This is a genomic window from Kitasatospora sp. NPDC058218 (assembly GCF_042882445.1).
In the GTDB taxonomy this organism is placed as follows: domain Bacteria; phylum Actinomycetota; class Actinomycetes; order Streptomycetales; family Streptomycetaceae; genus Kitasatospora.
In genome coordinates this window covers 31,183-54,571 of sequence record NZ_JBHVWC010000011.1, presented here as the reverse complement: position 1 = coordinate 54,571, position 23,389 = coordinate 31,183, and the positions used below count along the sequence as shown (strand labels likewise).

Below are 23,389 nucleotides of genomic sequence, written 5' to 3'. Positions count from 1 at the left end.
CATGAACCTGACGCGGGCGCAGTCCGGGATCTGGTTCGCGCAGCGCCTGGACCCGCGCAATCCCGTCTACAACCTCGCGGAGTGCGTGCGCATCGACGGCCCGGTGGACGCCGGCGTCCTCGAACGCGCCCTGCGCCGGGTCGTCGCGGAGACCGACGCGCTGCGGATCCGGATCGTCGGCACCGACGACGCCCCGCTCCAGATCGTCCGCGACACCGTCGACTGGGACCTCGCCGTCGTCCGCGTCGACGACGACGGCGCCGCCGACCGCTGGATGCACGCCGAGCACACCCGCGCGATCGACCCCCGCACCGACCCGCTGTTCCGCTTCGCCCTCCTCCGGACGGCCGACGACCGCCACGTCTGGTACCAGCGCTACCACCACCTGCTCGTCGACGGGCTGAGCATCGCCCTGATCGAGCGCCGCGTCGCCGAGCTGTACTCCGCCTTCCTGCGCGGCGCGACCCCCGCACCGGCCGCGTTCGGACCGCTGTCGCGGCTCGTCGAGCTGGAGCGGGAGTACCGGCGCTCCCCCCGCCACGCCCGCGACCGCGACTACTGGACGGGGCGCTACGCCGATCTGCCCGCCGCGCCCGACCTCTCGGACCGCACGGCCGCGATGCCGCACGAGCTGGTGCGGCGCACCGTCCGACTGGACTCCGAGTCGAGCCGGCGCCTGAGCGGCCTGGCCCGTGAGGCGGGGGTCGGATGGCCGGCCGCCGTGGTCGCGGCCACCGCGGCCTACCTGAACTGCGCGGCCGGCGGCGACGACGTGCTGCTCGGCCTGCCGGTCGCCGCCCGGCCGGGCGGCGACGGCCGGGGGATCCCCGGCATGGTCTCGAACGTCGTGCCGCTGCGCCTGGCGGTGGACCCCGCGCAGCGCGTCACCGAACTCGTCGCGGCGGGCGCCAGGGAACTGCACGCCTCGCTGCGGCACCAGCGCTACCCCTTCGACGAACTCTCCAGGGACCTCGGTCTGCCGGGCACCGACCACCGCCTGCTCGGCCCCCAGCTCAACATCGTGATGCTCGACCACGTCCTGGACTTCGCCGGGAGCCGGGCCACCGTCGCCAACCTGGCCGGCGGGCCGGTCGAGGACCTGTCCGTCGTCGTCGACGGCCGCGCCGGGGACGGCGCCCTCGACATCGAGTTCGGCGGCAACCCCGGCCGCTACGACGAGCGGTCGCTCGCGGCCCACCAGGACCGGTTCCTGGCCGTGCTGGACGCCTTCACCGCGGAGCCCGACCGGCTGGTCGGCCGGGTCGACGCGGTCACCGGAGCCGAGCGCGAGCAGGTGCTCGTCACCTGGAACGCGACCGCGCTCGCCGCCCCCGCGACCACGCTGCCGGCGCTCTTCGAGGCCCAGGCCGGGCGCACCCCGTACCGCACCGCCGTCACCCACGGCGGGACGTCCCTGACCTACGCCGAGCTCAACGCGCGCGCCAACCGCCTGGCCCGACGGCTGGTCGCCGAGGGCGCGGCGCCCGAACACCTCGTCGCGGTGACCGTGCCGCGCTCGGCCGAGATGGTCGTCGCGCTGCTCGCCGTCCTGAAGTCCGGCGCCGCCTACCTGCCGATCGACCCGAACCACCCGCGCGAGCGCCGGGACTTCATGCTCGCGGACGCCGGACCGGTGCTCGTGCTCGACGGCACGACCGTGTCCGGGAACCTCTCGGGCCTGTCCGGGGCGAACCTCACCGACGCCGAGCGCAGGGGCCCGCTGCTGCCCGACCACGCCGCCTACGTCATCCACACGTCCGGCTCGACCGGCACGCCCAAGGGCGTGGTGGTCTCCCAGGCCAACGCGGTCAACCTGGTTCGCTGGGCCCACGAGGCCTTCACCGAGCAGCAGTTGAGCCGGGTGCTGGCGGCGACCTCGCTCAACTTCGACGTCTCGGTCTTCGAGGTGTTCGCCCCGCTCACCTGCGGCGGCAGCATCGACGTCGTGCGCGATCTGCTGGCGCTCGCCGAACTGCCGGAGGGCGGCTGGTCGGGCAGCCTGATCAGCGGGGTGCCGTCGGCGTTCGCCGAACTGCTGTCCCACGGCGAGGTCAAGACCGCGGCCGACGTCGTGGTGCTGGCCGGCGAGGGTCTGTCCGCGCGCGCCGTGGACGACATCGCCGCCGCCGTGGACGGCGCCGAGATCGCGAACATCTACGGACCGACCGAGGCGACGGTCTACTCGGCGTTCTGGTTCTCCGAGGGCGAGCGCCCCGCGGTGCCCCCCATCGGGCGTCCCGTCGCCAACGCCCGCGCCTACGTGCTCGACGCGAGTCTGCGTCCGGTCCCGGTCGGCGCGGTCGGCGAGCTCTACATCGCCGGGGCCGGGGTGGCGCGCGGCTACCTCGGGCGTCCCGGGCTGAGCGCCCAGCGCTTCGTCGCGGACCCCTTCGCCCCGGCCGGGAGCGGGCCGCCCGGATCGCGGATGTACCGCACCGGTGACACCGCCCGGTGGACCGCGGACGGCGAGCTGGTCTGCATCGGGCGCACCGACGACCAGGTGAAGATCCGCGGCTTCCGCATCGAACTCGGCGAGGTCGAGGCGGTGCTGGCCGCGCACGAGGACGTCGCCCGGGTCGCGGTCGTCGCGCGGGAGGACCGCCCCGGGGTCAGGCAGCTGGTCGGCTACGTCGTGGCGGCCGCCGGAGCGCGGCCGGACGCGGCGCGGCTGCGCGAGTACGCCGCCGACCGCCTGCCCGGGTACATGGTCCCGGCCGGCGTCGTGGTGCTCGACCGGCTGCCGCTGAACCCGAGCGGCAAGCTCGACCGCCGAGCCCTGCCCGCCCCCGACTACGCCGGCGCGGCGGGCGGCCGCGGACCGCGCACCGAACTGGAGCGGACGCTGTGCGAGCTGTTCGCGCGGACGCTGCGCGTGCCGGACTTCGGCATCGACGACAGCTTCTTCGACGTCGGCGGCGACAGCATCGTCGCGATCCAGCTGGCCGGCCGGGCCCGCGCGGCGGGGCTGCTCTTCACCCCGCGCGACGTGTTCGAGGCCAGGACGGTCGCCCGGCTGGTCCCGCGCGTCGCCGTCGGCGGTGCCGGCCGCGTCGTCGAGGACCGGGACGCCGGGACCGGCGAGGTCGAGCTCCTGCCGGTCGTGCACTGGCTCGCCCAGCAGTTGGCGGCCCGGCAGCCGGACGACATCGACGGGTTCTGCCAGACCGTCGTGGTCACCACCCCGGCCGGGCTGACGTTCGAGGCGCTCACCCGGGCCTTCGGCGTGCTGCTCGACCACCACGACTCGCTGCGTCTGAGGAGGGGAGTGAGCGGCGACGGCGCGTGGACCCTGTCCGTCGCGCCGCGCGGAACCGTCGATCCCGCGGACACGCTCACCCGGATCGAGGTCCGCGGCCCCGACCTGGACCGGATCGCCGAGGACCGGATGGCCTCGCTGCGCGCCGCGTTGGCACCGGATCAGGGCCGGACGACGGCGGCGGCCTGGCTCGACGCGGGCGCCGGGCGGCCGGGGCGGCTCCTGATGGCCGTGCACCACCTGGCGGTCGACGGCGTCTCCTGGCGGATCCTGCTGGACGACCTGGCCGCGGCCGTCGACGGTGCGCCCCTCCAGCCGATCGGCACCTCGCTGCGGACGTGGTCCGCGAGGATGCTCGACGAGGCCCGCTCGCCCGGCCGCGCGGCCGAACTGCCGTACTGGCTGGAGGTGCTCTCCGGTGAGCGGGCCGCCGCCCCGGCCGGCGAGTCCGGGTCGGTCACGGTGACGGTCGCGGCCGACCTGGTGGCCGGTGTCCGGGCGGCGTTCCACGCCGATCCGGACGACGTCCTGCTGACCGCGCTCGGCATGGCGTTCGACACCCCGACCCTGGTGAGTCTGGAGAGCCACGGCCGGCACCCGGGTGACCCGTCGGTGGACCTGTCCCGCACCACCGGCTGGTTCACCGCCATGCACCCCGTCCTGCTCGACGGCGGCCCGCTGAAGCGGGTGAAGGAGCAGCTGCGCGCCGTCCCCGGCGACGGACTCGGCTACGGACTCCTGCGCCATCTGAATCCGGAGACGGCCGCGCGGCTCGCCGCGTGCCCACAGCCGCGGGTCGCCTTCAACTACCTCGGCCGGATCGCCGGCGACACCGACCGGCCCTGGTCCGTGACCGCCATGGGGTCCGGTGGCGCGCCCGGCGCGCACGCCCTCGACATCAACGCCGCCACGGTGGACGGGCCCGGGGGCGCCGTCCTGTCGGCGACCTGGACCGGGGCCGGCGCCGCCGTCCTCGCCGAGCGCTGGGTCCGGGCACTGACGTCGCTGGCGGACGAGGCCGGCGGGCACACGCCCTCGGACTTCGAGCTGGTCGCCGTCGGGCAGGGCGAGATCGAGGAACTGGAGCGGCGGTTCCCGGCGCCGCAGGACGTGCTGCCGCTGACGCCGCTGCAGGCGGGGCTGCTGTTCCACGCGATGTTCGACGAACAGGACGTCTACACCGTCCAGTTCGTCTTCGAGCTGCTCGGCGAACTCGACGAGAGCCGGCTGCGCGGCGCGGTGCGGCGGCTCGTCGAGCGGCACCCGAACCTGCGCTCGGCGTTCGTGCACCGCGACGGCGGCGAGCCGGTCCAGGTGGTGCTGCCCACCGCCCCGGTCGAGTTCACCACGACCACCGACGCGGCCCGGATCGACTCCGAGCGCACCCGCCGCTTCGACCCGGCCGCCCCCGCGCTGCTGCGCGTCCTGCTCGTGCGCGACGCGGCGGACCGCCACCGCCTCGTCCTGACCAACCACCACATCCTGCTCGACGGCTGGTCGATGCCGCTGCTCGCGCAGGAGCTGTTCGCCCACTACGCCGGCGCCGACCTCCCCGACGTCGCCCCCTACCGCGACCATCTCGCCTGGCTGTCGCGGCAGGACCGCGCCGCGGCCACCGCCGCCTGGCGGGCGGCCCTGGACGGCGTCGACGAGCCCACGATCCTCGCCCCGGGCCGCTCGGAAGTCGCCGTCCCGAACCGCCTCACGCTGGAGCTGGACGGCGAAGCGGTCCAGCGCTGCGCGCGGGAACACGGCGTCACCCTCAACACGCTCGTCCAGGGCCTGTGGTCCCTGCTCCTGTCCCGGACCACCGGCCGCGACGACGTGGTCTTCGGTACGACGGTGTCCGGCCGGCCGGCCGAGCTGCCCGGCGTCGAGGGCATGATCGGCCTGTTCATCAACACCCTGCCGGTCCGGGTGCGCCTGGACCCCGCCGAGCGGCTCGGCGCGTTGCTGACCCGGATCCAGCAGGAGCAGTCGCGCCTGCTCGCGCACCACCACCTCGGCCTGACCGAGATCCAGCGGGCCGTCGGCCAGGGCGAGTTGTTCGACACCCTCACCGTCGTCGAGACCTACCCGCTGGATCCCGCGGGCCTCCCCGAGGTGGCCGGCCTGCGCGTCGGGGAGATCACCGTCCGGGACGCCACGCACTACCCGCTCGCGCTCGTCACCGTCCCCGGCCCGGTTCTGCGGCTGCACCTCGATCACCACCCCGGCCGGGTCGCCGTCGACGACGCGCGGCTCCTGCTCGGGCGGCTGGAGGCGCTCGTGCGCACGCTGCTGAGCGGCGAGGACCCGTGCGTCGGGCGGCTGGAGACGGTGACCGAGGCCGAGCGGGACACCGTCCTGGCCCGCTGGAACGCCACCGGGGCCCGGCTGCCCCTCGGTACGCTCCCCGGACTGATCGAGGAGCAGACGGCCCGGACCCCCGAGGCCGAGGCCGTGGTCTTCGCCTCGGAATCGCTGTCCTACCGCGAGCTCAACGGGCGCGCCAACCGGCTGGCCCGCCTGCTGGTGTCGCGCGGCGCGGGCCCGGAGACGATCGTCGGCGTGGCGCTCCCGCGCTCCACCGCCCTGGTCGTCGCGCTGCTCGCCGTCCTGAAGTCCGGCGCCGCCTACCTGCCGATCGACCCCGGCCACCCGCGCGAGCGCATCGACCACCTGTTGGCGGACGCGGCCCCGGTGCTCGTCCTGACCACCGCCGACACCGACGGCCTCGTCGACGGCGGCGACCGGATCCGCCTCGACGATCCGGTGCTCGCCGACCACCTGCGGGCCTACCCGGAGTCGAACGTCACCGATGCCGAGCGGCGGGGCCCGCTGCTGCCGGCGCACCCCGCCTACGTCATCCACACCTCCGGTTCGACCGGCCGGCCCAAGGGCGTCGTCGTCCCGCACGCCGGCATCGTCAACCGCCTCGGCTGGATGCAGTCCGCGTACGGGCTCACCGCGGCCGACCGCGTGCTGCAGAAGACGCCGTCCGGGTTCGACGTGTCGGTGTGGGAGTTCTTCTGGCCCCTGATGACCGGCGCGACGCTCGTCGTCGCCGAGCCCGAGGGCCACAAGGACCCGGCGTACCTCGCCGCGCTGATCGAGGAGCAGCGCGTCACGACGGTGCACTTCGTGCCGTCGATGCTCCAGGCCTTCCTGCTGGAGCCGAGCGCCGCGGCCTGCGCCGGGCTGCGCCGCGTCATCTGCTCCGGCGAGGCGCTGCCGGTCGAGGCGCAGACGCGCTTCCACTCGCTCTTCGCCGGGGTCGCGCTCCACAACCTGTACGGCCCGACCGAGGCCTCGGTCGACGTGACGCACTGGGAATGCGTGCGCCACGACGCTGGGGAGTCGGTGCCGATCGGGCGGCCGGTCGCCAACACCCGCGTCTACGTCCTCGACAGTGCCCTGCGACCGGTGGCACCCGGGGTGACCGGAGAGCTGTACCTCGCGGGCGTCCAGCTCGCGCGCGGCTATCTGAACCGACCGGGCCTCACCTCCGAGCGCTTCGTCGCCGACCCGTACGGACCGCCGGGCACGGGGAGGATGTACCGCACCGGTGACCTGGGCCGGTGGACCGACGAGGGCGTGCTGCTGTACGCCGGACGCTGCGACGACCAGGTGAAGATCCGCGGATTCCGGATCGAGCCCGGCGAGATCGAGAGCGCCGCCACCCGGTTCGCCGGAGTCGGCCGGGCCGCCGTGGTCGTGCGCGAGGACCGCCCCGGCGGTGGAAGGCTCGTCGCCTACGTCGTCCCGCGCGCCGGCGCGGCGGTGGACGTCGACGCCCTGCGCGAGCACCTCGCCGCGACCCTGCCCGAGCACATGGTGCCCTCGGTGATCGTGCCCGTCGAGGACCTGCCGCTGTCGCCGAGCGGCAAGCTCGACCGCCGGGCCCTGCCCGCACCGCCGTCCGCGGCCCCGTCGGACGGCCGCGCCGCGGGCACCCCGGTGGAGGAGGCGCTGTGCGCCCTGTACGGGCAGGTGCTGGGCCTGCCGGCGGTCGGCGTCGACGACAGCTTCTTCGCCCTCGGCGGCGACAGCATCAGCTCGATCCAGCTGGTCAGCCGGGCGCGGACGGCCGGGTTCGTCCTGACGCCCCGCGACGTCTTCGAGACCAGGACCGTCGCGCGACTGGCCGAGCGGGTCGGCCGGGCCGCCGCGATCGCCGCGGAGGACCCGGACGCGGGGACGGGCGAGGTCGTCCCGCTGCCGATCGTGCGGCGGCTGATCGAGCAGCCCGGGCCGATCGGCGGCTTCCGCCAGTCGGTGACGCTGTCGACCCCGAGCGGGCTGACCGCCGAGGTGCTGACGGGTGCGCTCAACACGCTCGTCGACCATCACGACGCCCTGCGGTTGAGCCACTCCGGCGGGCGGCTGGTGGTGCGGGAGCGGGGCACGGTCGTGGTGGGGCTCACCGACGGTGACCCCGCCGAGCACCTCGCCCCGGAGGACGGCCGGATGCTCGCGGCGAGGTGGGACGGCTCGCGGCTGGAGCTGGTGATCCACCACCTCGCCGTCGACGGGGTGTCCTGGCGGATCCTGATCCCCGACCTCGCCGCTGCGGTCGCCGGCGAGGCGCTCGCGCCGGTCGGCACGTCACTGCGGACCTGGGCGTCGCTGCTGGCCGGCGAGGACCGCCGCGGCGAGCTCGCCCACTGGCGGGCCACCCTGGCCGGCCCGCGGACCGCCGTCGCCGCGCGGGCCGTCGACGGGCGCGACACGGTGGCGACCCTCGAATCGTTGACCGTGCACGTGCCGGTGCCGGTCACCGAGGCCGTCCTGACGACGCTGCCCGAGGCGTACCACGCGAGCGTCGACGACGTGCTGCTCACCGCGCTGGCGCTGGCGTTCGGCGGGGAGACGCTCGTCGACCTGGAGGGCCACGGCCGTGAGGAACTCGGCACGCCGACCGATCTGTCGCGGACCGTGGGCTGGTTCACGACGCTGTACCCGGTCCGCCTGGTGCCGGGCTCGCAGGCGCCGGACACCGCGCTGAAGAACGTCAAGGAACAGCTTCGCGCCGTCCCCGGCCGCGGCCTCGGCTACGGACTCCTGCGCCATCTCGACCCGGAGGCCGGCCCGGCGCTGGCCGAACTCCCGGCCGCACCGATCGGATTCAACTACCTCGGCCGCGTGTCGGCCGGCCGGAACTCGCCGGACGGGTGGTCGCTGATCGGAGGCATCGGGGGCGGCGCCGACCCGGACCTGACCGTGGCGCACGCGATCGAGGTCAACGCCGTCACCCTCGACGGCCCGGACGGCCCGACCCTCTCGGCGACCTGGGCCTGGCCGGCCGACCTGCTGACCCGCGACGAGGTCGGGCGGGTCGCCACGGCCTGGACCGCCGCGCTGACCGCCCTCGCCGGATGTTCCGGCGGCGGCTACACGCCGTCGGACCTCGACCTGGTCGCCATCACCCAGGACGAGATCGACGAGCTGGCCGACGAGCTGGACACCGAGTGGGGAGACCTCTGATGACCGAGTCCGAGACCAGCGAGACCAGGAAGCCGCGTTTCGAGGACGTCCTGCCCCTGACTCCCGTGCAGTCCGGCATGCTCTTCCACGCGCTGTTCGACGACGGCGCGGACGACGTCTACACCGTCCAGTTCGTGCTGCGGCTGGCGGGCGACCTCGACGTCGGGTGCCTGCGCCGGGCCACGAAGTCCCTGCTGGAGCGCCATCCGAACCTGCGCGCCGGGTTCCGCCGACGCAAGAACGGCGAGCCGGTCCAGGTGGTCGCGGCCGACGTCGAGATGCCCTTCGAGGTCGTCGACCTCAGCGGACACGCCACGCCTGACGCCGAATCGCGGCGCCTGCTGGCCGAGGACCGGGTCAGGCGCTTCGACACCGGACGTCCGCCGCTGCTGCGCGCGCTGCTCGTCAGGCTCGGGCCGCGGCTGCACCGCCTGGTGCTGACCAACCACCACATCCTGCTCGACGGCTGGTCGATGCCGCTGGTCGCCCAGGAGCTCTTCGCCCACTACGCGGCCGGCGGGCGGCACACCGCGCTGCCTCCGGTCACACCCTTCCGCGACCACCTGGCCTGGCTGGGGCGCCAGGACCGCCCCGCCGCGCTGGACGCCTGGCGCGCGGCCCTCGACGGCGTGGACGGGCCCACCCTGCTGGCCCCGGCGGCGCACGCGCGACCGGCCGCGGTGCCCGAGCGCCTCACCCTCGACCTCGACGACGCGACCGGCGCCGCCGTCCAGCGCTTCACCCGGGAGCGCGGCCTGACCCTCAACACCCTGGTCCAGGGGGCCTGGGCCCTGACGGTGTCGCTCATGACCGGCCGCGACGACGTCGTGTTCGGCACCACGGTGTCCGGGCGCCCGCCGGAGGTGGCGGGGGTCGAGACGATGGTCGGCCTGTTCATCAACACGCTGCCGGTGCGGGTCCGCCTGGACCCGGCGGAGCCGGTCGGCGGCCTCCTGGAGCGGATCCAGGACGAGCAGTCCCGGCTGCTGGCCCACCAGCACGTCGGCCTGGCCGACCTCCAGCGGCTCACCGGGCACGGCGAACTCTTCGACACGCTGACCGTCGTCGAGACGTTCCCGGACGTCTCCGGCGCCCCCGTCGCCGGGCTGGACGTCGCCCTGGAGGAGGCGAACAACGCGACGCACTACCCGGTCACCCTGGTGGTGATGCCGGGCGAGCGGATCCGGGTGCTGCTCGACCACCGCGCCGACCTCGTCGGGCGTACGACGGCCGAGCGGCTGGCCGGGCGTTTCGAGACCCTGCTGCGCGCCCTGGTCGCCGACCCGACCGTGCCGGTGGGCCGGCTCGACGCGATGCCCGCGGACGAGCGTGGACAGCTCCTCCACGGCTGGAACGACACCTGCGCCGACGTACCGGGCACGACCATGCACGGCCTGTTCGAGACGCGGGCCGCCGCCACCCCCGACGCGATCGCCCTGACCGGCCACCCGGACACCTTCACCTACGCCGGACTCAACGCCGCCGCCAACCGGCTGGCCCGGCTGCTCGTCGCGCGCGGGGCCGGGCCCGAGACGATCGTCGCCCTCGCGCTGCCGCGCTCGACCGACCTGATCGTGGCGCTGCTCGCCGTCCTGAAGTCGGGCGCCGCCTACCTGCCGGTCGACCCGACCTACCCCCGGGAGCGCGTCGACCTCATGATCGGGGACGCCGCGCCGATCCTCGTGATCACCACGGCCGAGACCGCCGGACTCGCCCCCGCCGGCGAGCGGTTGGTGCTCGGACCGGCGCTCGCCGCCGAGCTGGCCGCCGCCTCGGACGCCGACCTCGCCGACGCCGACCGCCGCGCGCCGCTGCTGGCGTCGCACCCCGCCTACGTCATCTACACCTCCGGTTCGACCGGGCGTCCCAAGGGCGTCGTGGTCACCCACGCCGGGATCCCCGGCTTCGCGGCGGCCGAACTGGAGCGCTTCGACGTCACCGCGGACAGCAGGGTCCTGCAGTTCGCCTCGGCCAGCTTCGACGCCTCCGTCCTGGAGGTCTGCATGACCTTCGCCGCCGGCGCGTGCCTGTGCGTCCCGGCGCCGGGGACGCTGGCGGGGCAGGACCTGGCCGACGTCCTGGCCGGGCTGCGCATCACCCACGCCCTGATCTCCCCGGCGGCCCTGGCCGGCATCAGGGGAGCCGACCTGCCGGGCTTCCGCTCGCTGATCGTCGGCGGCGAGGCGGCCGGCGCCGATCTGGTGGCGCGTTGGGCCCCCGGGCGCCGGATGGTCAACGCCTACGGACCGACCGAGGCCACCGTGATGGCCACGACCAGCGATCCGATCGTCGGCGACGGTGCCCCGCCGATCGGGCGGCCGGTCGTGAACACCCGCGTCCACGTCCTCGACGCGAGCCTGCGCCCGGTCCCCGTCGGCGTCGTCGGCGAGCTGTACATCGCCGGCGCCGGGCTGGCGCGCGGCTACCTCGGCCGGCCCGGCCTGACCGCGGACCGGTTCGTCGCCGATCCGTACGGCCCAGCGGGGACAAGGATGTACCGGACCGGCGACCTGGCGCGCCGGACCGAGGACGGCACCCTGGTCTACTGCGGGCGCTCCGACGACCAGGTGAAGATCCGCGGGTTCCGGATCGAGCTCGGCGAGATCGAGACGGCGCTCACCTCGCACGCCGACGTCGGACAGGCGGTCGTCGCCGTCCGCGAGGACCGCCCCGGCGTGAAGCGGCTGGCCGCCTACCTGGTGGCCGCCGACGGCGCGAGCCCGGACCCGGCCGCGGTGCGCGACCACCTCGCCGCCCGGCTGCCGGAGTACATGGTCCCGTGGGCGATCGAGGTCCTGGACCGGCTCCCGCTGACCCCGGGCGGGAAGATCGACCGGCGGGCGCTGCCGGCACCGACGGCGGTCGCCGGGCGCGCGGGTCGAGCGCCGTCGAACGCCGTCGAGGCGGCACTGTGCGAGCTCTTCGCGCAGGTGCTCGGCCTCGACGAGGTCGGCGTCGACGACGGCTTCTTCGAACTCGGCGGCGACAGCATCATCTCGATCCAGCTGGTCAGCCGGGCCCGGGCGGCCGGGCTGCGGTTCACACCGCGCGACGTGTTCGAGGCCAGGACGGTGGCGCGCCTGAGCACCCGGGTGGCGACGCGTACCGCCCCGGTCACCGAGGAGCGGAGCGCCGGGACCGGCGAGGTCGACCTGCTGCCGGTGGTGCACTGGCTCGCCGGGCAGTCCGGCCCGGTCGACGGGTTCTGCCAGAGCGCCACGGTGCTCACCCCGCCCGGGCTCACCCTCGACGTCCTGGCCGGAGCCCTGGCCACCGTGGTGGACCACCACGACGCACTGCGGCTGCGGCTCACCCGGCCGTCGGACGCGCCCTGGGCGCTGAGCGTGGCGGCCCGCGGCAGCGTGGACACCGCCTCCGTCCTGGAGCGGGTGGACGCCTCTGCGGCCGACGACGACCACCTGGACGAGCTGGTCGCGGACCGCGCCGAGTCGACCCGCCGGCGCCTGGCACCCGAAGCCGGCGTCATGCTCGCGGCGACCTGGCTCGACGCCGGCCCCGGGCGGTCCGGCCGGCTGCTGATCGCCGCGCACCACCTGGCCGTGGACGGGGTGTCCTGGCGGATCCTGCTGCCCGACCTGGCCGCGGCGGTCGCCGGTACGGCACTGGAGCCGGTCGGGACGTCGCTGCGCACCTGGGCCGGGCTCCTGGTCGAGGAGGCCGGAAGGCGTGCCGACGAGCTCCCGTACTGGCTCCGGACGCTCACCGGGGCCGGCACCCGTCTCGGCGGTCGCGACCTCGACCCGCGGCGCGACACGGTCGCCGCGGTGAACTCGCTGGAGATCACGATCCCCGCCGCGGACCTCCTCACCACGATCCCGGCCGCGTTCCACGCCAAGGTCGACGACGTCCTGCTGACGGCCCTGGCCCTGGCCGTCGGCGGCGACCTGCTCGTCGACCTCGAAGGCCACGGCCGCGAGGAGATCGGCGTTCCGGCCGACCTGGCCCGCACCGTCGGATGGTTCACGCAGATCCACCCGGTGAGGCTCGACCCGGGCACCGGTGGTCCGGCCGCCGCGCTGAAACGGATCAAGGAACAGCTGCGCGCGGCCCCCGGCCACGGCCTCGGCCACGGCCTGCTCCGCCACCTCAACCCGCAGACCGCACCGGCGCTCGCGGAGCTGCCGGGCCCCCGCGTCAGCTTCAACTACCTCGGGCGGCTGTCGGTCGGCCGCGGTGCCGGCGAGCCGTGGTCCCTGGTCGGCGGCCTCGGTGGCGGCGCGGACGCCGACATGCCGGTGCCGCACGTCCTGTCCGTCAACGCGTTCGTGCTCGACGGACCGGACGGACCGACGCTGCGAGCCACCTTCTCCTGGCCCGGGGACATCCTCGGCGAGGACGAGGTCCGTGACCTCGCCCGGGCGTGGACCAGGTCACTGACCGAGCTGGCCCACGCCGTGCCGGAGGGCGGCCGGACGCCGTCGGACGTGCCGCTGGTGAAGGTCACCCAGCAGGACATCGAGGACCTCGAAGCCCTTGAGCCGGGGCTGGAGGACATCCTGCCGCTGGCGCCGCTCCAGGACGGCCTGCTGTTCCACGCGCTGTTCGACGAGGACGCGCGGGACGTCTACACCGTCCAGATCGTCTTCGACTTCGCCGACCCGGTCGACGCCGACCGGCTGCGCGTCGCCGGCGACGCCCTGCTGCGGCGCCACGCCAACCTGCGCACCGCCTTCCGGCGGACGCCGAGCGGCGAGTCGGTGCAGTGCGTGCTGCCACCGGGGCGGGTGGGCTTCCCGGTGCGGGAGGCCGACCCCGACGACTACGACCGCCTGCTCGCGCAGGACCGGGCCGCCCGCTTCGACCTGGCGGCCCCGCCGCTGGTCCGCGCGCTGGTGTGCGGCACCAGGATGGTCCTGACCAACCATCACATCCTGCTCGACGGCTGGTCGATGCCGATCCTCGCGCAGGAGCTGTTCGCCCTCTACGAGAGCGACGGCGACGACCGCGCGCTGCCGCCGGTCACCGCCTACGCCGACTACCTGTCCTGGCTCGCCCGGCAGGACCCGGCGGCCGCGCACGACGCGTGGCGCGCCGCACTCGACGGCTTCGAGGAGCCCACCCTGGTCGCCGCGTCCGGCGCGACCCGCACGGCGGCGGTGCCCGAGCGTCTCGTCCTGACGCTGACCCCCGAGCGGACGGCCGCCGTCCTCGAACGCGCCCGGGCCGGCGGCATCACGCTCAACACGCTCGTCCAGGGCCTGTGGTCGCTGCTGCTGTCGCTGGCCACCGGCCGCGACGACGTGGTCTTCGGCGCCACGGTGTCCGGGCGCCCGCCGGAGGTCGGCGGCATCGAGGGCATGATCGGCCTGTTCATCAACACCCTGCCGGTGCGGGTGCGGCTCGACCACGCGGAGCGCCTGGGCGCCTTGCTGACCCGCCTCCAGCGCGAGCAGGCCGACCTGATGGCGCACCACCACCTCGGCCTGACCGAGATCCGGCGCGGCACCGGGCACGGCGAGCTGTTCGACACGCTCACCGTCGTCGAGACCTACCCGCTGGACCCGGAGCACCTCCCGCGGACGGCGCGGCTGCGCACCACCGCCGTCTCCGCGATCGACGCCACGCACTATCCGCTCACCCTCACGGTCATGCCGGGTGCCTCGCTGCGGATCCACCTCGACCACGACGCGGCAGCGGTCGACGCGGCAGCGGCCCGTGCGTTCCTCGCCCGCCTGGACGCACTGCTCGACCTGTTCGTCGACGGTGGCGACCCGGCCGTCGGGGCCGTCGACCTGCTGACCGACCAGGAGCGGCGGCGACTGCTCGGGCCGTGGACGCCGCACCGCCCGTCGCCGGGCCCGTCGACCGTCACCGGGCGCTTCGCGCGGGTCGCCGCCGACCCGGCCGCGGCCGACCGCCCCGCAGTGGGCATCGAGGGCGGACGGACGCTCACCTTCCGCGAACTCGACCGGGCCGCCGACCGGCTGGCCCGTCGCCTCGTCACGCTGGGGGTGGCACCCGAGAGCCGGGTCGCGGTGCTCCTCGAACGCTCGGTCGAGCTGATCGTCTCCGTCCTGGCCGTACTCAAGGCCGGCGGCACCTACCTGCCGCTGGAGGCCCGCCACCCGCAGGACCGGCTCCGGCTGATGGCCGACGAGACGGAGTCGGTGCTCGTGCTCACCGATGCCGGACGGCTCGACCTCGCCGCGAGCCTCGGCCGGCGGACCCTCGTCGTCGACCTGGACGACCTGGACGACCCGCAGGACGCGGCCGGCGTCGAGCTGCCCGCCGTGCACCCCGAGCAGCAGGCGTGCGTGATGTACACCTCGGGCTCGACCGGGGTGCCCAAGGGAGTCGGGCTCACGCACCGCAACATCGCGGAGTTCGCAGACGACCGCTGCTGGCGGAGCGGCAGCCAGGAGCGCGTGCTGTTCCACTCGCCGCATGCCTGGGACGCCTCGGTGCTGGAGTGGTGGCCGCCCCTGCTCAACGCCGGCGAGATCGTCGTCGCGCCCCCCGGCGAGCCCGACGTCGCCCTCCTCGCCCGCCGGCTGGCCGACCACCGGATCACCGGACTGTGGATCACCTCGGGGCTGTTCCGACTGCTCGCGGAGGAGCAGCCGCAGTGCTTCGCGGGGCTGCGCGAGGTCCGGACCGGTGGTGACGTGGTGCCCGCCGAGGCGGTGCGCCGCGTGCTGGAGGCCTGCCCGGACACCATCGTCACCGACGGCTACGGCCCGACCGAGACGACGGTCTTCGCGACGCACCACCCGATGCGGTCCGGGGACGACGTGCCGGACACCGTGCCGATCGGCAGGCCGCTGGACGGCATGCGCGTCCACCTGCTCGACGGCGCGCTGCGTCCCGTTCCGGAGGGCGTCCCGGGTGACGTCCACATCGCCGGCAGCGGCCTGGCCCGCGGGTACTTCGCGCGCCCGGGGATGACCTCGGAGCGCTTCGTCGCCGACCCGTTCGGCCCGGCGGGGGCCAGGATGTACCGGACCGGCGACATCGCGCGCCGCCTCCCGGACGGCGCACTCGTGTTCGTCGGCCGCGCCGACGACCAGGTCAAGGTCCGCGGGTTCCGCATCGAACCCGGGGAGATCGAGGCCGCGCTGGACCGGCATCCGCAGGTGGCCCGGTCGGCCGTCGTCGTGCGCGAGGACCGGCCGGGGGACAAGCGGCTGGTCGCGTACCTGGTCGCCGACGGCGTCGACGCCGCGCGGCTGCGCGCCTACCTCGCCGGCGCCGTCGCGGACCACATGGTCCCGTCGGCCTTCGTGCTCCTGGACGCGCTGCCGCTGACCGCGCACGGCAAGCTGGACCGCCGCGCGCTGCCCGCGCCCGACTACACCGCCGACACGGCCTTCCGGGCACCGCGCACGGCCGACGAGGCCGCCCTGTGCGACCTGTTCGCCGAGGTGCTCGGCGCCCCGCGGGTCGGCGTCGACGACGACTTCTTCGCCCTCGGCGGCCATTCGCTGCTGGCGACCCGGCTGATCAGCAGGATCCGGTCGGTGTGCGGCGCCGAGCTGCCGATCAGGGCGCTGTTCGAAGCACCGACCGTCGCCGGGCTCGCGGCCCGCATCGGCTCGGCCGGCGCGGCGCGCCCGGCGCTGCGCCCGGCCGTACGCCCCGACCCGCTCCCGCTGTCCTACGCGCAGCGCCGCCTGTGGTTCATCGACCGCCTGGAGGCCACCACCGCCTACAACGTCCCGGTCGCCCTCCGGCTCCGCGGCGGCCTCGACGTTCCCGCGCTCGTCGCGGCCCTGGCGGACGTCGTCGAACGCCACGAGAGCCTGCGCACGGTCTTCCGGGAGGTCGACGGTGTCCCGGCCCAGCTCGTGCTGCCGCCCGGCCCGATCGCCGTCCCCGAGATCACCGATGTCGCCGAAGCCGTGTCCGCGCACATCGACCTGGCGCAGGACCTGCCGATCCGGCCGTACCTGCTGCGGGAGGGCCCCGAGGACCACGTCCTGCTCCTGGTGATGCACCACATCGCCACCGACGGCTGGTCGATGGCCCCGCTGGCCCGCGACCTGGCCACCGCCTACCGCAGCCGGCTGGACGGCGCCGCCCCCGACCGGCGGCCGCTGCCGGTCCAGTACGCCGACTACGCCCTGTGGCAGCGTGAACTGCTCGGCGACGAGGCCGATCCGCAGAGCCTGATCGCCCGCCAGCTGGCCCACTGGCGCGAAGCCCTGGCCGGTGCGCCCGAGCAACTGGAGCTGCCCTTCGACCGGCCGCGGCCGCCCGTCGCCGACCACACCGGCGGGGCGGTCCCGGTCGCGGTGCCCGCCGGTCTGCACCGCCGCGTCACCGACTTCGCACGCTCCTGCGGAGCGAGCGTCTTCATGGTCGTGCAGGCGGCGCTGGCCGCGACGCTCACCCGCCTCGGCGCCGGCACCGACATCCCGCTCGGCAGTCCGATCGCCGGGCGCACCGACGAGGCCCTCGACGACCTCGTCGGGTTCTTCGTCAACACCCTGGTCCTGCGGACCGACACCTCGGGGGACCCGGGCCTGCGCGCGCTCGTCGAACGCGTCCGGCGGACCGACCTCGCCGCGTACGCCCACCAGGACGTGCCGTTCGAACGCGTGGTGGAGGCGCTCAACCCGGCGCGGTCCACGGCCCGCCACCCGCTGTTCCAGGTCGAGCTGGCGTTCCAGAACGCCGCGCCGGCCGAGCTGGAACTGCCCGGAGTCACGGCCTCGATCGAGCCGGTCGAAGCCGGCACGTGCAAGTTCGACCTCGCCTTCGACCTGTCCGAGCGGCACACCGCGGCCGGCGGGCCGGACGGCATCGACGGCACGATCCGGTTCCGCCGCGACCTGTTCGACCGCGAGACCGTCGAAGGCCTGCTCACGCGCTTCGTCCGGTTCCTCGACGGCGCGCTGGCCGAGCCCGAGCGGCCGATCAGCCGGATCGGGATCCTCTCGCCGGCCGAGACCGACCGGATCCTCCGCGGCTGGAACGCCGCCTCGCACGAGGTCCCGCCGGACGGGACCGTCCCCGGGATGCTGGAGGCGCAGGCCTCGCGCACCCCGGACGCGATCGCGGTCGTCGCGCCGGACGTCGTCCTCACCCACGGCGAGCTCCACCGCCGTGCCAACCACCTGGCCAGGACGCTGATCGCGCGCGGCATCGGACCGGAGGACGTCGTCGCGCTGGTGATGCCGAGGTCGGCGCAGCTGGTGACCGCGCTGCTCGCGGTGCTGAAGACCGGCGCGGCCTACCTGCCGATCGACCCGGCGCTGCCGAAGCAGCGCATCGACTTCATGCTCGAAGACGCGCGGCCCGCCGTCGTGCTCACCGAGGTCGGCGCCGTCGCCGACGGGGCCTGCGCCGACCCGACGGACACCGACCGGGTCCGCCCGCTGCGGCCGGGCAACCCCGCCTACGTCATCTACACCTCCGGATCCACCGGCAGGCCGAAGGGCGTCGTCGTCGAACACCGCAGCGTCGTCGACTACCTGCACTGGACGACGGCCGAGTACCGCAGCTCGCGCGGCACGACCCTGCTGCACACGCCGGTCTCCTTCGACCTCACCGTGACCGCGCTCCACACCACCCTGGCCACCGGCGGCCGCGTCCTGGTCAGCGGGCTCGCGGAGGAGGAGTACGCCGCCGTGCCAGCCGAGCACCGCACGCCCACCACCTTCCTCAAGTGCACGCCGAGCCACCTGCCGATGCTCGACGCGCTGCCGGACGACTTCTCGCCGAGCGGCGAACTGCTGGTCGGCGGCGAGGCGCTGACCGCGGAGGCCCTGGCGCCGTGGCGCAAACGCCACCCCGGCGTGACGGTCCTGAACACCTACGGCCCGACCGAGGCGACCGTCAACTGCGCCGAGCACCGCATCGAGCCCGGCGCGGTCCTGGCACCGGGACCGGTGCCGATCGGCCGCCCCCAGGCCAACGCGCGGCTGTACGTGCTCGACGACGCGCTGAACCCGGTGCCGCCGGGCGTCACCGGCGAGCTGTACCTGGCCGGCGACGGACTGGCCCGCGGCTACCTCGGCCGCGCCGCGCTGACCGCGGAACGCTTCGTCGCGGACCCCTTCGGACCGGCCGGTTCGCGGCTCTACCGCAGCGGCGACCTGGCCAGGTGGACCCGCGACGGACGCCTCGTCTACCAGGGCCGGGTCGACGACCAGGTCAAGCTGCGCGGCTTCCGCATCGAGCCCGGCGAGATCGAGGCAGCGCTCACCGACCACCCCGGCGTCGGGTCGGCCCGCGTCGTCGTGCGCGAGGACCGCCCCGGGGCCGTGGAGGTCCCCCCGGCCGGAGGCTGGGGGAGGCTCGTCGCCTACGCGGTCGCGCCGGACGTCGACGCCGCCGAGCTGCGCCGCCACCTCGCGGACCGGCTCCCCGCCCACATGGTCCCCGCGGCGGTCGTCCTCCTGGACACCCTGCCGCTGACCGCCAACGGCAAGCTCGACCGCGGCGCCCTGCCCGCTCCGGACTTCGGCGCCGACGCGTCGGGCCGCGCCCCCCGCACCCCGCAGGAGGAGATCCTCTGCGGCCTGTTCGCCGACGTGCTCGGGCTGGCGGCCGTCGGACCGGAGGACGACTTCTTCGCCCTCGGCGGACACTCGCTGCTGGCCACGACCGTCGTCAACCGGGTCCGCGACGTCTTCGGCACCGAACTGCCGCTGCGCGCCCTGTTCGAGACACCGACCGTCGCGGGGCTCGCCCGGGCGCTGGCAACGGCCGGCGCGGCGCGTGCGGCCCTGCGCCCGATGCCGCGCCCCGCCCGCGTACCGCTGTCGTTCGCGCAGCGCCGCCTGTGGTTCCTCAACCGGTTCGGCGACACGGCCTCGGCCTACAACCTCCCGATGGCCACCCGGATGCGCGGGCCCCTCGACGTGACGGCACTGGGGCAGGCGGTCCACGACCTCGTCCGGCGGCACGAGAGCCTGCGCACCGTCTTCCCGGAGGCCGACGGCGAGGCGTACCAGCTCGTCCTGGACGCCGCCACGGTCGACCTGCCGCTGCCGCCGGTCGAGGTGGACCCGGCCGGGCTCGAAGAGGCGCTGGCGCGCGAGGGCGCCAGGGGCTTCGACCTGACCACCGACGTGCCGATCCGCGCGCACCTGTTCCGGCTCGGCGCCGAGGAGCACGTGCTGCTCGTCGTGCTGCACCACATCGCCGCCGACGGCTGGTCGGCGGCGCCGCTGGCCGCGGGGCTGGAGACGGCCTACGCGCAGCGGCTCGCCGGTCGCGTCCCGGTGGTCGACCCGGCCGCGATCCAGTACGCCGACTACGCGCTCTGGCAGCGGGAGGTCCTCGGCGACGAGGCCGATCCGCAGAGCCCGGTCGCGCGCCAGATCGCCTACTGGCGCGAAGCGCTGGCCGGACTGCCGGAGCTCGCGACGCTGCCGCCGGACCTGCGCCGAGGCGCCTCCTCCGCGCACCGGGGCGGCGCCGTCCCGCTCGCGATCCCGGCCGAACTGCACCGGGAGATCGCCGCGTTGGCGGCCGGGAACCGCGTCAGCGTCTTCATGGTCGTGCAGGCGGCGCTCGCGGTGCTGCTCGCCCGGGCGGGCGCGGGGACGGACATCCCGATCGGCAGCCCGATCGCCGGACGCGTCGACAGCGCCCTGGACGATCTGGTCGGCTTCTTCGTCAACACGCTGGTGCTGCGCACGGACCTCTCGGGCGATCCCGACTTCCGGACCCTGCTCGGCCGCGTCCGCGACACCGACCTGGCCGCCTACGCGCACCAGGACCTGCCCTTCGAGCGCCTGGTCGAGCTCCTGAACCCGGCGCGGTCGCTGTCCCGGCACCCGCTGTTCCAGGTCGCGCTCACCTTCCAGAGCGACCGGCGCGCGCAGCCGTCACCGGCCGGTCTGGAGACGAGCGGCGAACCGGTCCGCAACGCGTCGGCGAAGTTCGACCTCTCGGTCAGCGTCCGGGAGGGCCGGGACAGGTCCGGCCTGGACGGGCAGATCGAGTACGACGCCGATCTGTACGACGCGGCGACGGTCCGGCTGCTCGCGGCCCGGCTCGTGCGGGTCCTGGAGGCGGTGTGCGCCGATCCCCACCTGCCGATCGGGGCGCTGGACCTGTTCGTCCCCGGCGAGCGCGACACGGTCCTCGGGGCCTGGAGCGCGGCACCGGCGGTGCGGCCGGCCGCGGCGACCGTCCACCGGCTCTTCGAGACGCAGCGCCTGCGCACCCCGGACGCCCCGGCCGTGCTCTTCGGCGACGTCACGCTGACGTACGCGGAACTCGACGACGCCGCCAACCGCCTGGCGCACCACCTGCTGGGGACGGGCAAGGTCCGGCGCGGCGACATCGTCGGCGTGTACGTCGACCGCGGCACCGAGCTGATCGTCGGACTCCTCGCGGTGCTCAAGGCCGGCTGCGCCTACACCCTGCTCGACCCGACGCACCCGGCGGAGCGGATCAGGGACGTCCTGCGACAGTCGGCCGCCCCGGTCCTCGTCAGCACGAGCGGGCCGGCGGCCGCCCTCGCGGCGCCGGGCGTGGCGGTCGTCGCGCTGGACACCGACGCCGAGGCGATCGCGGGCCGCCCCGCGTCCGCGCCGGGGCTGCCGGTCGGCGCCGACGACCTGGCGTGCGTCATGTTCACCTCCGGATCCACCGGCCGCCCGAAGGGGGTCGTCACCCCGCACCGCGCGCTGGTCGGCACGTACGTCGGCCCGGACTACACCGACTTCGGCCCGGAGATGGTCAGCCTGCAGTGCTCGCCGGTGCCCTGGGACGCCTTCGCGCTCGAAGTCTTCTCGGCGCTGCTGTTCGGCGGATCGTGCGTCGTGCAGCCCGGGCAGACGCCCGAGCTGTCCCGCATCGAGGAGCTGTCCGCGGCGCACGGCGTCGTCACCCTCCAACTGTCGCCGGGCCTGTTCAACGTCATGGTCGACGAGGGATCGCGGGCCCTGAAGTCGGTCCGGCAGGCCATGGTCGGCGGCGAGGCGCTGTCCGTCCCGCACATCGCCAAGGCGATGGCCGAGCATCCGGAGCTGGCCCTGCTGAACGGCTACGGGCCCGTCGAGAGCATGGGCTACACCACGACCCGGCACATCACCGGGACGGACGCGGCCCGCGCCTCCGTCCCGATCGGCCGCCCGATCGCCAACAAGCGCGTCTACGTGCTGGACGGCGCGCTGCGGCCGGTGCCGCCGGGCATCCCGGGCGAGATCCACGTCGCCGGCGACGGTCTGGCGTACGGGTACGTCGCCCGCGCCGCCCTGACCGCCGAGCGCTTCGTCCCGGATCCCTACGGCGCGCCCGGGTCCAGGATGTACCGCACCGGGGACCTCGCCCGCTGGAGCGCGGACGGCTTCCTGGAGTTCATCGGCCGCGGTGACCAGCAGGTGAAGATCCGGGGCTTCCGGGTCGAACCCGGCGAGGTCGAGGCGGTGCTGGCCCGGCACCCGGCGCTGATCCAGGTCGTGGTGCTGGCACGTGAGGACGTGCCGGGGGACAGGCGCCTGGCCGCCTACGTCGTCGCGGCGCCGGGCGTCGCCGCGCCGGCGGCGGCCGAGCTGGGGGCGCACGTCGCGGCGGTGCTGCCGGACTACATGGTCCCGTCGGCGTTCGTGGTCATGGCGGCGTTGCCGCTGACGCCGAACGGGAAGCTGGACCGCGCCGCGCTGCCGGCGCCCGCGCGCACCGCGGCCCCGGCCGGCAGGGCCGCCCGCACCCCGGTCGAGCAGGTCCTGTGCGGACTGTTCGCCGAGTTGCTGGAGCTGCCGTCGGTCGGCATCGACGACGGGTTCTTCGAACTCGGCGGGCACTCGCTGCTGGCGACCCGGCTGATCAGCCGGGTGCGCGACACCCTGGGCACCGAGCTCGCGATCCGCACGCTGTTCGAGGCCCCGACCGTCGCCGGGCTCGCCGGGCGTCTCGGCGAGCGCGGCGAGCGCGACGCGTTCGAGCCGCTGCTCCCGCTGCGCACCGGCAGCGACACCGGGAGGGACCTGCCGCCGCTGTTCTGCGTCCATCCGGCCGGCGGGTTCGGCTGGTCGTACGCCGGTCTGCTGCGCCACCTGCCCGACGGGCGACCGGTGTACGCGCTGCAGGCCGACGGCCTGACGGGCGGGACCGACCTGCCCGGCAGCGTCGCGGACGTCGCGACGCAGTGCCTGGCGCAGATCCGCTCGGTGCGGCCGGCGGGGCCCTACCACCTGCTCGGCTGGTCGTTCGGCGGCCTGGTCGCGCACGAGGTCGCCGTCCGGCTCCAGGACGCCGGCGACGAGGTCGGCTCGCTGACCCTGCTCGACTCCTTCCCCGCGCCCGGTGCCGGTCGCGCGCCCGGGAGGGACGTGATGGCGGAGCGCGACTTCCTGGCCGGGATGCTCGACCTGGCCGGCTACGACCCGGTGGTGGTCGCGGACGCCGCCGAGGACCCGGAACGCGTCGCCGACCTGCTGGCCCGCCAGGGCGGCGTCCTCGCGGGCCTGGACGCCGAGCGGGTCCGGGCCCTGCACCGGGTCTTCGAGAACAACGCGCGCATCGCCGCGGCCCACGTCCCCGGCGGGTTCCGCGGTGACGCGCTGCTGTTCGTCGCCACCGAGGGCAAGGCCGACGGCGCCCCCGACGCCCCGGCCTGGCACCCGCACGTCACCGGCGGGATCGCCCGCCACCCCGTCGCCGCCCGGCACGACGACCTGACCAGGACCGGACCGATCGCCGAGATCGGCCGCATCCTCGCGCAGCGGCTGCGCGAGAACCCGTAGA

Annotated in this window: 2 protein-coding genes; both read left to right on the top strand. The window is 75.2% G+C overall.

The genetic code is table 11. The features are described from left to right. Position 1 precedes the first annotated feature (1 nt). Positions 2 to 8,722, top strand: a complete 8,721-nt coding sequence (locus ACFVYI_RS09250; RefSeq protein ID WP_387882625.1) for an amino acid adenylation domain-containing protein — start codon at positions 2 to 4, stop codon at positions 8,720 to 8,722. Continuing rightward, the gene (locus ACFVYI_RS09245) at positions 8,722 to 23,388 is read left to right on the top strand and encodes an amino acid adenylation domain-containing protein (RefSeq protein ID WP_387882623.1); all 14,667 of its coding nucleotides are present in this window, start codon (positions 8,722 to 8,724) and stop codon (positions 23,386 to 23,388) included. The genes ACFVYI_RS09250 and ACFVYI_RS09245 overlap by 1 nt, the downstream gene beginning before the upstream one ends. Position 23,389: the final 1 nt, after the last annotated feature.